General features: G+C 68.5%; 9 protein-coding genes. 3 read left to right on the top strand and 6 right to left on the bottom strand.

Annotated features, from left to right (window positions below):
* Position 1 precedes the first annotated feature (1 nt).
* From G7Z13_RS19010 to G7Z13_RS19020, 3 genes are all read right to left on the bottom strand, one after another.
* A complete protein-coding gene (locus G7Z13_RS19010) occupies positions 2-1,000 on the bottom strand; it encodes a D-2-hydroxyacid dehydrogenase (protein WP_166000889.1) in 999 nt (332 codons plus the stop codon).
* A complete protein-coding gene (locus G7Z13_RS19015; RefSeq protein WP_166000890.1) occupies positions 997-2,307 on the bottom strand; it encodes a glycosyltransferase family 4 protein in 1,311 nt (436 codons plus the stop codon). The genes G7Z13_RS19010 and G7Z13_RS19015 overlap by 4 nt, the downstream gene beginning before the upstream one ends.
* A gap of 89 nt (positions 2,308-2,396) precedes the next feature.
* Positions 2,397-2,834, bottom strand: a complete 438-nt coding sequence (locus tag G7Z13_RS19020; protein ID WP_240926266.1) for an ATP-binding protein — start codon at positions 2,832-2,834, stop codon at positions 2,397-2,399.
* A 245-nt stretch (positions 2,835-3,079) separates the two neighbouring features.
* On the opposite strand from G7Z13_RS19020, the gene G7Z13_RS19025 reads away from it, so the two are divergent.
* Both G7Z13_RS19025 and G7Z13_RS19030 read left to right on the top strand, forming a co-directional pair.
* On the top strand, positions 3,080-4,525 hold the full coding sequence (locus G7Z13_RS19025) for a transcriptional regulator (protein WP_166000894.1): 1,446 nt from the start codon (positions 3,080-3,082) through the stop codon (positions 4,523-4,525).
* Positions 4,526-4,535: 10 nt separating this feature from the next.
* A complete protein-coding gene (locus G7Z13_RS19030; RefSeq protein WP_166000896.1) occupies positions 4,536-5,489 on the top strand; it encodes an FAD-dependent oxidoreductase in 954 nt (317 codons plus the stop codon).
* A gap of 57 nt (positions 5,490-5,546) precedes the next feature.
* On the opposite strand, the gene G7Z13_RS19035 is transcribed toward G7Z13_RS19030, so the two are convergent.
* From G7Z13_RS19035 to G7Z13_RS19045, 3 genes are read right to left on the bottom strand one after another with little or no spacing between them, the layout of a single operon-like run.
* A complete protein-coding gene (locus tag G7Z13_RS19035) occupies positions 5,547-8,177 on the bottom strand; it encodes an RNaseH domain-containing protein (protein WP_166000897.1) in 2,631 nt (876 codons plus the stop codon).
* A complete protein-coding gene (locus G7Z13_RS19040) occupies positions 8,177-11,482 on the bottom strand; it encodes a hypothetical protein (protein ID WP_166000899.1) in 3,306 nt (1,101 codons plus the stop codon). The genes G7Z13_RS19035 and G7Z13_RS19040 overlap by 1 nt, the downstream gene beginning before the upstream one ends.
* Entirely contained in the window at positions 11,479-12,645 is a 1,167-nt protein-coding gene (locus tag G7Z13_RS19045) for a hypothetical protein (RefSeq protein ID WP_166000901.1), read from the bottom strand. Before G7Z13_RS19045 ends, G7Z13_RS19040 begins: the two co-directional genes overlap by 4 nt.
* A gap of 415 nt (positions 12,646-13,060) precedes the next feature.
* Between G7Z13_RS19045 and G7Z13_RS19050 the strand changes: the two genes are divergently transcribed.
* Positions 13,061-13,423 carry a DUF317 domain-containing protein gene (locus G7Z13_RS19050; protein ID WP_240926267.1) on the top strand — a complete coding sequence of 121 codons (363 nt, stop codon included), beginning with the start codon at positions 13,061-13,063 and terminating at the stop codon, positions 13,421-13,423.
* Positions 13,424-13,533 lie beyond the last annotated feature (110 nt).

The following is a 13,533-nucleotide window of genomic DNA, read 5'->3' on the forward strand; positions in this document are numbered from 1 at the left end:
GTCAGCCTCCTACGAGCGGAGAGCGGGTGGCGGGCGCCTCGGCCAGGCCGTTGAGGGGCTGGCCCGAGAGGTAGCGGTGCAGGTTGTCGGTGAAGAACGCCACCGCCTCGTCCATGTACGCGCGGTAGAAGACCGAGCTTTTCGGGGTGAGTACGACCCGGGGGTGGAGCCGTAGCGGATGACGTGCAGGCAGTGGTTTCGGATCGAAAACGTCCAGGGCCGCGCCGCGCAGGTGGCCGGTGTCGAGGGAGGCCAGGAGGGCCGACTGGTCGACGGTTGCCGCGCGGCCGAGGTTGAGGAAGAGAGAGCGGGGCTTGCACGCCGAGAAGAGGTCGTGGTCGAAGTAGCGGTCCGTCGCCGGGGTCGCGGGCAGCAGATTGACCACTACGTCGGCGACGGAGACCGCCTGGCGCACCGCCGTCGTGCGCACCCACGTGATCCCGCCCTCGGAAGCCGCAGGTGGTGTCCGGCGTACCCCGATGACGTTCATGCCGAAGGCCCGAGCGGCCTGGGCGAGGTGGCGTCCGACGCTGCCGCAGCCGACGATGGTCATCGTCGCCCCCGCCAGGTCGAAGAACTCCTCGGCCAGGTCGTCCTTCCACCAGGCACGGTTCCGCTGGACGCGCTGGCTGATGAACAGCCCGCGGGAGAAGCCCAGGACCAGGCTCATTGCGTGCTCGGCCATGGGCCTGCCGTGGAAGCCGTACGAGCGGGTCAGGGCCACCCCGACGGATTGCGCCTTGGCGACGGGCAGATGGTCGGTGCCGGCGGCCGGGGAAGCGATCCACTTCAGATGTGGCGCGGCGAACAGCCACGAGGGCGCGAATCGCCACCCGAAGTAGACGTGTGCGTCGGCCAGCTGGTGCGGCACGGCCTCCTCGGTCGCCCTGCGGAACGCGATGCCGGGGAAGGCGGCGGACAGCGCACGCTCGTGCTCGGAGGACAGCCGCCAGAAGGAGTGCGGGGACTCCAGGCTGATCAGCACCACCGGCTGGTTCATCGCGCGTGGCCCTCCGCGGTGGCTGACTGCGCCAGCGCCCAAGGGGCGATGCGGTCCATGACGGAACCGACGCTGGCCTCGTAGTCGTGGCGGGAGCGCACCAGGGCCGCGCCGGCGCTCCGGAGCCGATCGCGTTTTCGGGGCAGGACGGTCAGGGCTCGGTGCAGGGCTGAGGCCAGGGACCTGGGGTCCTGCGGTGCGGCCGTGAAGCCGGTCTCGCCGTCGATGACGGTCTGAGCCAGGCCGCCGGCCGTGGTCGCGACCACCGGGCCCGCACCGGCTGCGAACGCCTCCAGGGGTATCCGGCCGAAGGGCTCCTCACGCGAGGGAACGATGACCGCGCGCAGGGCCGGGCTGTGCAGCCAGGCACGGATCGCGGGGGTGAAGCGAGTGATCAGAGTCGCGTCCAGATCGTGCGCGCGGATGTCTGCCGCCAGGTTCTGCTGGTACGAGGAGGGGTGCTTATGTTCCTCCGAGGTCACGGCAGCCAGCAGCAGGTGAGGAACGGGGACACCGCGTTCCTTCAGCAGACGCAACGCCTCCAGGAGGTCTTCGAAGCCTTTCGTCGGGACTGCGCGGCCCATGGCGAGAAGGAATCCGGCGCGGGCCTTGAAAGGCAGCGGCAGAGCCGTGGCCGGCCTGACCATCTCTTCACGGATCAGCCCGTTCGGGATGCTCACGATGCTCGACCGAGGGACGGCGTAGTTGACGACGAGGTGGCCTCGCATGTGGGAGGAGATGGCCCCCACGCGCGCACCTCGGAGTGTCGCCGCTCGCAGGGCGTCCCGTTCCCAGCGGATGCGGGATACATCCTTGGGCCGCGTCAACGCGGTCGTGGAGCGGGGCACGAGCAGCAGGTCCGTGGTCGGCGACGTGTAGGGCGCGAGCCCGAGGAACGGGATGTCGAGGCCGACGAGGAGGCACCGGCTCGCCCGCGCGGCGATGCGTATGGCCGCCTCGCCCGCCAGGTCGCACAGCTGAACCGAGCCGCGGACCGAGTCCGGCGGCGCGTTGACCTTGGGAATCGTGATGACCTCGGCTGCGGCCTGTCGCAGCATCTGCCGCACCTCGGCGGCCCACCGCTGATCGTGCGCTCCCGCGGTCTCGGGCACGTGCGGGGTGATCACTGAGAGGCGGCCTGTCGGCAGGAGCCGGGCCAGTGCCGTGAGGAAGGCGCGGTTGCTGAAGCCCGTGCCCGACTCCGCGCCGAAGAAGCCCTCGTGGAGAGCGACGACGACCCTGGGCTGGGGAGCGGCTTCCGGCACAGCCGTGAGTGAGGGTGGGGAAGTCGCATGGTCGATGCGCACTGTGTGGTGCCTCCTTGGAGGACGGGTTTGGGCGGGCGTGAACATCAGGCGCCGGCGGATGAAGAGCACGGCCTATGGGTGAGTCGGCACTAGGCACGAGAGCCGTTGGTGCCAGTCGTCAGCGACCAGGCATCGGCCAAGGCATCGACGATGGCCAGTCCACGTCCTGATTCGGCCTGCTCGTCGGGAGCGGTAGGAGAGGCGGGTGCGGGGCGGGAGCAGCCGCCGTCGGTGACGGTGATCTCGATTTCCAGGCCGCCGCTGGCCAGACTCCTGCGGTCGACGCACAGCACCAACGGCGGATTGCCCGAGACGAAGGCGTTCGTCGCGAGCTCCGACCCGATCAGGCGGGCATCAGCAAGCACTTCCGTCTCAGTGCCACGCAGCGCCAGCGTCACGGCGCCCCGGGCGACCTCGGCCGCTTCCGGTCCGTACGGCAGATCCGTGATCAGGGTGGTCGTGCCGTCGCCAGCGACGAGTCCGCGTCCGGGGGCGGAAGTTGGTCGTCCGGCGTCACGGTCCAGCACGCCGCCCGGTCGGCCTGGGGAGGTGCTCGTGTGCTGTCTCAAGGCCCACCTCTTTCTCCGTCGGCTCGGAAGACGGGCGCCTCCGCCGGGATCCAAGAACACAGGAGGAGGACGGTCAGGCAGGACCCGATCAGTGGGTCAACTCGGTCAACTTCCATGCGGGGGTGGTGAATCGTCCGCCCAGGGGCACCACCATGGGGCCCGTGAAGTGATGCACGAACCACTGGAGCGAAAGGCGTTCGCACGTGGCACCGCAGACAGGCGAGCCCAACGTCGTACTGGCGGGGTGCCTCGACGAACTCGGATGGCGCCCGAAGGCGCTCGCTCGCAAGCTCAACCGAGTTTTCGGCGCGGGGACGGTGGCCGAGTCGGCGCCGTACCACTGGCGGGACGCCGGCGCCCTGCCGCGCTCGCCGTTGCCGATGATGGCTGCCTACGTGCTCTCCCAGGAGCTGGGTAGGAATGTCTCGGTGGCCGAACTGTGGCAGGGACGTGTGGGCGACTCGTCAGCGCTGGTCCCCGCGGACACGGATCTCGCGCGGCCTTGGACCACGCAGGGCATGGAGGCGATCGTGGAGGACTGGGTGATGGGAGGGCTCGTCGACCGTCGCCGGTTCCTCGCGATCTCGGGCGCGGGACTCCTCGCGATCGTCGCCCAGTACCTCGACGGCACCGCGGGACGCGGCCAGTACACGCCTCGAATGACGTCGTCGTTCGGCACCGATCCGCTCGTGGACCAGGTCGAGCAGCATCTTCCCACGCTCCAGTTGCTCGACGACGAGCACGGAGGGGCACGCCATCTGCCCTACGTCGGAGCGCAGTTCCGGGCTGTCGGACTGCTGATTCGCGAAGGCGGCCACCCTCCGGCTGTCGCGAGCCGTCTGATCCGCGCGCTCGCGGAGATCGGCCAGCTGGCCGGCTGGATGGCCTTCGACGCGGCCGACCACGGACTGGCGCAGCGCTACTTCGTCACGGCGCTTCGGGCCGCGCATCAGGTCAATGATCTCCCCCTGTGTGCCCACATCCTGGGCGACCTGTCCTTCCAGGCGGCGAGTCGAGGACACCCCGCGGACGCCATCGCCCTCGGTGAGGCCGCCCGCCGTGCGAGCGACGCCGCCCCGCTGGCCGTCCGGGCGTCCGTCCTGTCCCGGCTCGCCTACGCGTACGCCGCCGCCGGCCGTGACAACGACTTCGCCCACACTCGTGGCGCTGCCCGTGAACTGATCGCAAGCCGGGACGGCCGCCAAGAAGAGCCCCGCTGGATGTACTTCCTCACCGACAACCACCTGGACTGCCAGGCTGGTTACGGCCTCATCCAGATGGGTCGTGCACAGCAGAAGGCGGAGAGCGGAAAGAAGAGCCGTCGCTTCCTCGCCCAGGGGACCGAGATGCTCAGGTCCGGGGCGTACGACGTGCCGCGCGGCGACCCAAGCCAGCGCCGAGCCATGTTCGAGGGAGCCTGGCTGGCCCTGGGACACAGCGCGCACGGGGACCTGGAGGCAGCCTGCGAGATCGGCCAGATCGCCGCCGACCGCCTCGATGCCGTCCGCTCGCCTCGCAGCGCGGCGCTGCTCCACCAACTTGCCGCCGACCTCCGTCGCCGACAGCGCAACCCTCACGTGCGCGGCTTCCTGCCAGCCCTGGAGAACGCCCTCGCCCAACACGCCCCATCGACGCAACCCGGCCGTTAGGGTCGGGTTCATGACCGCAGGGGAGCGCGCTGTCGTTGTCGGGGCTGGGGTGGCTGGACTCACCACGGCCGTCGTTCTCGCCGAGGCCGGGGCTTCGGTGCACGTGATCGCCGAGCAGGTGCCGGGGGTCACGTCGCTGGCGGCCGGGGCGATGTGGGGGCCTTACCTGGTCGAGCCGAAGGACAAGGTCGACCAGTGGGGACGACGGTCCCTGGAGATCTTCCGGGAGCTGGCCCAGGACCCGGCGACGGGCGTCCGGCTCACCAGTGGCATCGAGGCGTCCCGCACGGCCGAAGCCGCGCCGGACTGGGCCACCACTTTGCCGGGTTTCCGACCGTGCGAGCGGGCCGAACTTCCGGCCGGCTTCACGGCGGGCTACCGGTTCACCGTGCCACTGATCGACATGCCCACCTACCTCGACTACCTCCTGCGCCGACTCCGCGATGCCGACGGTGTGGTCGAGCAGCGACGGCTGACTTCGCTCTCGGACGCCGGTCCGGCTTCGGCGATCGTCAACTGCGCGGGCATCGGGGCGCGCGACCTGGTTCCGGACCCCGACCTCCGGCCCATCCGCGGTCAGCACGTCGTCGTCACCAACCCCGGGCTGACCGAGTTCTTCTCCGAGGACACCGGCCTCTCCCCGGACCTCCTGTGCTTCTACCCCCACGGCGACACCGTGGTCCTGGGCGGCACAGCGATCGACGGCGAAGGCGATCTGGCCCCCGACGACAAGGCGGCTGCCGGCATCCTCGCCCGCTGTGCCGAGGTCGAGCCCCGCCTCGCCGAGGCCCGTGTCCTGGAGCACCGGGTCGGCGCTCGACCGACCCGCGCCACGGTCCGTGTGGAGAGCGACCGGTGGGAGGACGGCACCGTGGTCGTGCACAACTACGGGCACGGGGGTGCCGGCGTCACGCTGTCGTGGGGTTGTGCCGAGGAGGCTCGGACGTTGCTGGCCACCAAGTGATCCGACCCCGGCGAGCAACATGGCACCGGTCTTGAGCACGGCGCACGACGTGCATAGCTACAGCAGCTCCTCTTCCAGCTCGCCGTCCCCTGCGTCGCCGTCACCCGGATCGTGGCTGCCGAAGTCGGGGTGGTCCCTGTCGGAGTGGTGGGCGAGGTGGAGCGGGGCGGAGCGCAGGGTGCGGTGGTCCCACGCGACGGCCTGGTCGCACTGGCGGGCGATGAAAGCCACGAGGTCGCCGGACTCCCAGCCACCTGGGCTGGGGATAGCGATCTCGATGCGGCTGGTGGCGTGGAGGTCCTTGTTCATGGGATTGAAGGGAAGGGTGTGGAAGTCCTCCCGGGTTCGCCGGTTGCCCTCGCGCAGCATGGGTGAGTTGCCGGCCTGCTGACGCGACTGCTGCGTGAGCATCCAGACCGTTTCGTGGGGGTGCCTCTTCGCGAAGATCAGGGTTCGCCGGTAGCTGGGGCTCATAGTGGCGAGGTCGTCGGCGCCGTCGCGGTAGACCGTGGCAGGCCGTGCTGCGTGGTGGCCGAAGGCGATCCGGACGACGGCCACGTCAACGCCGTCCTGGGCGAGGCCGCGACCGGGGAGCAGGCCACCGGTGAACGGGTTGTCGCCCATGCCGGAGTAGATGCTCCGGCTGCCCTCTTTGTCGAGCACGAGGACAACACGGTTGTGACCCTCTGGGAGGATGAGGCTGTCCAAGGCGGTCTCGATGTGGTCGCGGACCGCGCGGGCCCCGTTGCCGTTCCGGCCCCAGTTCTCGTTGCCGATCTCGCTGGCATGGTAGGCAGCCCGTCCCTCGGCGAAGCGCAGCCACTGGCCATTGTGGTACATCTCGGTGTACGGCGGGGTCTCGGCGTCGGGTGTGAAGTGCATCGCGACCAGGCAAGCGACGAGCTTGGGTCGCCGGGGTGCCTGGCCGTGTACACGCCGGTAGTTGTGGCGGCGCAGGTGGATACCGACCACGGTGACGGGTTCGGTGAGGGGCGCTTCCATGCGGACGTCCGGCGCGGCGCACGTCGCGCGCGCGAGCCGGTCATCGATGATGCCGGCGTTCTGGAAGATGTGGCGCAAGGCCGCGCTGGCGCGGAAGTCCGTCTCCTCGTCTTTCGCCGGGACGTCGGCCGCGGTGAGGAACTGGCTGACGACCCCGGCTGCGGCGAGCGCCTTGCGGGTGGGGGGCTTGCCGTCGTTGGGGATGGGCTTGCCGTCCCAGGTGGTTTCGCAGATGGCGGCGACGAGCCGGTCGGGGTCGTCAGAGTGGAAGAAGCCACTCGAGCGGACGATGCTCGTGCGGTCGTGGGAGCCGTGCATGGTCAGTTCGGGGATCTTGCGGAACTCCACTGTGATGGCTGGCGCGATGTCTACGATCTTCGCGTCGAACCTGGCGTCCGATCCGACGAGAGCTTCGGGGATCGGCACTCCGTAGTCTTGGCGGAGTTGGCGCATGACGCGGCGGGGGGTGGTGTCCGCGGCGTGGACGACGACCAGGCGCATGGACTTCCAGCCGGCGGCCTCCAGTGCCTGGGGCAGTTTCTTGGCTGGGATGGGTCCGCGGGTGATGGTGGCACCTGGGATTGTGTAGCGGGACTTGTCGTATGTGATCGGCTGGACGCCGAGGACATCGGCGATGTGGGTGGTCATGCGCAGGGTGAAGTACGCACCCACGCCCTTGCCGACGAGGTGACTGCCCTTGTTGCGAAAGACGGCGCGGACGCGTTCGAGGTCCCCGTCAGCCTTGTCGGGCAATGTCACTGGGGTGAGTCCGCATGCCTGGACGATGGCGGCGGTGTGGCCGCGGAACTCCGTCTTCCAGATGAGGCGGCCGTTGTTGTCTCGGAGCTTTTCGCCGTCAGGGCCGCGCTGGGGCACGTGGCGTACCGGGACGCGCAGGAGGGTGTCGAACTGCGGGTGGTTGAGGGTGACCGTCTTGACGTTGCTCCAGTGGTCGGCAACCCGCGTGACGTGGCAGTCGAAGCGGAGAACCGGATCGGGCAGGCCGCGCTGGGTTTCTCCGGTGACGGAGACATAGGCCATCGCCCATCCCGTCCGTTCGTTCGACCTTCCCTGGTAGATGGTGCGGTAGTAGGGATAGTCCCAGGCCACCAGCCTTTTGGCGTCGTGTGCCAGCCCGACGCGGAAGTTCGTGGCGCGCTGGGCGGGATGGGCTTTGTCGATCATGGGATGTGCGGCGAGGCGTTGGATGACGGCCCAGCCGGCGGCGTCTTTCCACCACCAGGGCCCGGTGATGTACCCGGCTTCGTCCCGCTTGAGGACATCGGACAGGGGGCGGCACACGGCGCGCTCGAAGTCGATGTGGTGGCTGAGGAGCTGCCCGTCCCTGACGCCGCGGAAGTGCAGCTTCTGCCAGACGTCGAAGCACCTCGTGGTGAGCCTGGGGTCCAGAGGACCATCGGCGACGATCAGGCTCCGTTCCTCGCCGGACCGGACGTCGCGCCTGCGGGCGACGGTGAAAACGATCATTCGGCCGGTGACCGTGCCGAGTGCGACGCGCAGGGCGCCGTGTGGGGTCCGGAACCCCTCCTCGGGATCCCACTGCCGTTCGCAGATCTCCCAGAGGTCCTCGAACTCCGGGGTGAGAGGGTAGAGCCACACCTGCCCCATCAGGTCCGGGTTGAGCGGGAAGTCGGCGGTGTAGAGGCGCGTGGGGGCGGCGGCCATCAGTTGCTGGTCCTTTCGTCGGCGAAGTCGAAGATCGCCCGGAGGGTGCTGCCGTAGATGTTCTGAAGGAGCTCCAGCTCACCGCTCCGGCTCCATCCCTCCCGCAGTTCGCGGATCAGGCGTGGCAGGTCGCTGCCGCTGGAGGGGTTGTGGAAGGCGTAGTCAGCCAGGTAGAGGACGCCTCGGTCGCCGCCCCGGCGTACTCGGCCACCGAGTTGGATGATGCCGATGAGCATCTCAGCGACGATCGACAACCGAACCTTGTTCGGCAGGGACTGGAAGAAGTGGTGGCTGCGGAAAAGCTCCTCGTGAACGGAGCTGGAGGTGATGGCCAGGTCCCGGAGCGTCTCCGCGGGGTCGGCCAAGCGGGTGACGCTGCTGTAGGCGCGGCTTGAGATCAGGGCGAGGAGCTGGGCGGGTTCGTCCATAAGCGGGATCGGGCGGACGGCGAGAATGACCTCGCCCACCAAGGACCGGCCGCTGTGATCGACCATGTTCAATCCACGCTCGGCGATGGTGAGCGGCGCGATGAGGACCTTGGCGGTCGGGTGGTGGGGAAAGCGCTCGAGCGCGTCCGAGGGGATCTCGTACCAGGCGGGGCGGCGTCGGTAGTGGGCCGGCACCGTGTTCTCGTCGCTCGCACGGGTGGCGACCGCGATCATTTCCGGGTCCGCGCCGGCGGAGATCATTCCTTCGGCGAGTTGAGCGGCGCCGACATAGGAGGTGCAGGCGACGAGGATGCGGGCGCGGTGTGCGGTTGCAGGGCGGCTGGCGAGCTTCTTCAAGTGCTGGACGATGTGCTGGGACCACAGGGCGCGGCCCATCTGTTGATGGGCCTGGTCCCGGTGGATGTCGGAGGTTCCCGAGATCCGGATGGGGTTGTTCCGCTCGTCCCGCAAGGTGAGCGACCGCAGTACGAGGGAGCCGGTGATGTCGTCGGGGACGTACCAGGTGGGGGGCGTGATCAGGTGGTGCATGGTCCCGCCGGGCATGTAGGCGGTTGCGGACAGCCCGAGCACGATGCGGCGCTGACCGCACAGCGCCAGCGCGGTGGTGTCACCGAGTTGTGCGGTATACGCGTGCGGGTCGCCCGCGAACGAGGTCAGGGCCAGTTCCGTGCGGTGCTTGTCCTCGATGTCGTGGATGGCCGTGAAACCGAATACCGGCGCCCCCAGGGGACCGTAGGGGGCGGCATGCCATTGGTTGTTGTCCTCCAGCATCTCGGTCAGCTCGTTGGCCGCCGTGATACCGGAGGCTTTCAATGAGGTGCCGGACCTGGTCACGTACTCGATCTGGGCGCGGATCTGTTCCAGGTACGCCCTGCGCACGAGGAGATCGACGAGAAGTTCGCGGCCGTCATCGGCAAGGTGTTCGTCCAAGAGAGGGCGCGCGGCGGCAGCGATCCGCGCGTGCACGTTGTCGAAGACGGGATCGGTGCCTTCGCGCAGCGCGGTGGCGTCGAGCAACTCGGTGCGCAACTGAGTCAGGTGTTCGCGAGTGCTCTCGCCGACCCCCGGCACGACCGGGACCTTCGCGCCCGCGAGCTGTGCTTCCTCCTTAGGGTTGAACAGCTTGCGGAAGGTATCGATCTGCTCGCGCGTGGGTGACTCGCCGTCAGGTGCCCGCCACAGGCGTGCGGTGCACCAGGCGTCCCAGCGGCGCGGGATGATCAGGCGACGGCGGGCCAGCTGCTGGCGGTTGCGTTCGTTGGGTCCTCTCTGGGCGATACGCCCGTGCGCGGCGTTGCTGACGTAGCTCTCGGCGAGGAAGCGCGCTTGGGTGATCTTGGGGTGGACGTAGCGCTCCAGCTCGTACATCAGGGCACCGGCGCGGACACTGAACTGGTCGTGGAGCTCTTGCAGAGCGCTGGGTTGCCGGCTGCCGTAGCGGGCCAGCGTGACGTGGTGGGCGCTCTTGGCGAACCCAGTGGCCTGGAAGGCGTCCGCCTCATCGATGAGCAGAACGTGGGTGAGCCGAAGTAGCGCTTCCTCGACGGTCATATGGTTGCGCACGTCGCCTTCGGCGAGGACTGGGATATGCAGGCGGCCGGACATCAGGTTGATGTGATTGGTGATGATGACGTCGGCCTTGTCGAGGTTTAGCTGATGACGATGCTTGCCGCAGTGCGCGAACCACGGGCAGCGGTGACGCCGGGTCTCACCGCTCTCGGGATCGGTGCCCTCGAAGTCGGAGCACCGCTCGTGGCCGGGCTGCCACAGGTCGACGTCCTGCGTGTTGGTGGACTTCGCCTGCATGGCGCATCCATAGGCGAACTCGCCGTACGCCTCATCCGCCTCCTGGGCTCGCCCTTCCTCAATGAGGCTGCGGGCGGCCTTCTCGGCCGCCTCCTGCATGCTGTTCGGGGAGATCAGCGGCACCACGACCGCGTCCTGGAGACCGAGTGCGTGCAGCTCTTCGCGGATCGCGCGGGTGAAGGAGAGCACGCTGTCGTTGCGCGGCACGACGATCCCCGTCACCAGGTTGTTCTTCACGCCCCACGCGGCAAGCAGCTTGGCCAGGACGCTCTTGCCCGAACCCGTGCAGGCGCTCAGTACGCGGATCAAGCCGGCGTCCAGAATGAGGAAGCCGTCGGCAAGCAGGGAGCCGTCGGCTCGACGGATGTGCTTGAACAGCCGTTCCAGGCTCTTGCGCCGGTGGCTCTGCCCAAAGGCGCGGTCCTGCGCGTCCGCGATCGCGCGCAGCGCGTCGATCGGCACCTGCAGCCTGAGGCATTCCTTGGGCTTACCGAGGTCCGGCAGCGGCGCTTGAATCTGGGGCAAGTCGACTACGTAGTGGGCCTGGATTACGCCGTTGCCGGGGCGGCTCGGGTCGGGGATCTGGGTGCCAATGCGGAAGTGACCTTGGAGGGCCAGCTCCCGGCTTCGTCCCTCGTCGGCCGCTGCCCGGCGACCATCGAGCTCCTCCAACACCTGGTCCACCAGCGATGCAAGACGTTGCTGGACGGTCACCAAGTAGTGCTCGTCGTCAAGAGCCGCGAATCCCTCGGGCAGATCGGGCGAGTCGAAGAGGTCTTCGACTGCCCGGCGGAAGGCCGCGAGGATCGCCAGGCGAGCGGGGCGGTGCCACAGGAGTCGGGTGACTCGCCGCGTGTCCTCGCACGACAGCTCCCCGTAGCGGTTCCACAGGTGGGTATGCCCGGACAGGAGGAAATGCGCGTCGCGGACCGCCGAAGCGTGACGGAAGGGCTCCTCCGAGCGGTTCGGGAACAGTCGTGCCGCCAGAGCCAACGCGGCCAGCGTGCTCAGACGCTGCACATTCATAGTGGCCAGGGAGCGACCGCTCACCGCGCCTCCTTCAGGGCGTTCCGGATCGCGGTTTTGAACGCGCGCACCGTACGAACTTCGTAGCCCGCGGGCAGTGAGCGTCGCAGCTGGGCGACCTGCCAGGCCCGGTAGTCGGGCACCACGACGTGCCGGGCCCGGGGTGGCCTGGCGGTGATCTTCGACGGGGATCTGGTGTCCTTGAGGTCGACCTCGAAGACGGTGGCGCCAGCCCGCACGGTAATGTCCCACCTGTCTTTGTGCGGCCACTTCGTCACCGCGTCCTCGCCGATTCCAGGCTGATCCGCCAGCCACGTCATCAAGGCGACCTCGGTGACGCCGGGGACAGTGATGTAGCGCCAGACCGCCTCGTGCACGCACACCACGTCGGCGACGCTGAGCGCGGACGCCGCCACGGGACCGCGGACTCGCGGCGCGCCGCTGCCGTCACGCTCGTCCGTCACCTGAAACCGGCCGAAGTGTGGAGGATAACGACAGGCCAGCGACGCGCCTTGGACGTGCATGGGCCACTTGCACGTCGGACACGGCACGTACCAGGACTCGGACTTCACTACAAACTGCCGGTCCGGTGGCAGCGGCTCATATGCCTCGGTGTGCAGCGCGCCGCGCGCGTGTAGTTCGTCGCTGACGCGGTCCGCCGTGCCCGCCGGTACCTCGATCAGCATCTCCCTTGTGGCGACGTACTCCTCCTGCCCAGCTGACGACAGCACCGTGTAGATGGCGCGCTCGACTCTTTCGAACGTCTGCCTGGCCCACCGAGGTACCCAATCGATGCCGGCCTCGTGGTCCTCGAAGAGGGCCTCGCTGTAGTCGGACCCGTACTCGACGGCATCACCGGTCAGCAAGTCGTCCGCCCCAAGGATCTTGAAGGAGCCGACCTCGTCGGGTAGCGAGTCCCAGGTGAGCGGCACCCACTCCCTCATGGGGCGGTGGAGAAACTTGATCAGGTCGCGCGGCGTCGCCGGCCCGCAGCCGGGAGACAGCAGGCTGAGGAACACCCCGTGCATGCGCGAGACCTCTCGCCATGCCTCTGGCTGCTCCCGGCGAACCGCCCATGCCTGCGCGGCACGCAGCCCGGCCGTCGTCAGGTCACCAACCAGCTTCACCGTGGCCGTTCGTGCGCCGACCGCGTCGGTCAGCGCCACATCCTTCTGTTCGCGCGCCATGGCTGATCAGGGTGACCCACGGCGCCGCAAGCGACCGCCAGGGTGCACGCTTTTCAGCCGATTAGGTACGGCACGAGCACGCTCTTGGTTCGGCTAGCACCTCGTCAAATGGGGCGCGCCGTAGAACACGCAATCGTCAAGGCACGTGATGAAGAGCCCGAAGGTGGCTTGAACTGATCGCAGTCACGGGAGCGATGTCAGTGCCCCTCGGTATAAGCGGCCCCGCCCGAAGATCGGCATGGTGTGGAACTGCCCCCACCGCGCGCACGCCGCTTTCCGCGGTTGAACCGCGAGGTCTGGCGCTCTGTGTCTCAGTTCGCCGGGGGCAGACAGCAAAGATCCATGAATGACTGGCCAACGCCGCAAGGGCATGTGAACCTGGACGACCTTCTCGTAAAAGCTCCAGGTCAAAGAGGTGATTGCCCGTGACTGCCGCACCCCAGGCCCCGGATTCTCCACCACGGTCGAGGCCCTGCGGCTGCGTGAGTGGCTGCTCGGCCCGGGTCAGGCCACGCTCGTGATGGATCAGTTCTCCGCCGACGACTTCCACCTGGTCGTGGACGACCGCGCGGACGTGCACGTCAACTCGAAGGATGGTCGCTTCTACCTTGGATGGTTTCCGCTCGGGCGTCCTGGTACCGACGGCGAGGGATGGAAGATCGCTGTCACCGGTACGGCCAAGGTGCGCGGCTACCAGATGTCCTTCTACACCGAGACGCCGGCGGATGTCGTCGCCGCCGCAGTCGCTCGTGTGCTGGAGACCTCCCAGCGGGTGTGACAGCCACAGGCTCGAGTCGGCGCCCTGGGGAAACCTGTCATCTTCCTTATGAGGGCGAGACGGGGTAGCCCGGCCATCTGCCACCCGAGGCCGCCGCGAAGTCGGCCCGG

The organism is Streptomyces sp. JB150, assembly GCF_011193355.1.
Lineage (GTDB): Bacteria > Actinomycetota > Actinomycetes > Streptomycetales > Streptomycetaceae > Streptomyces.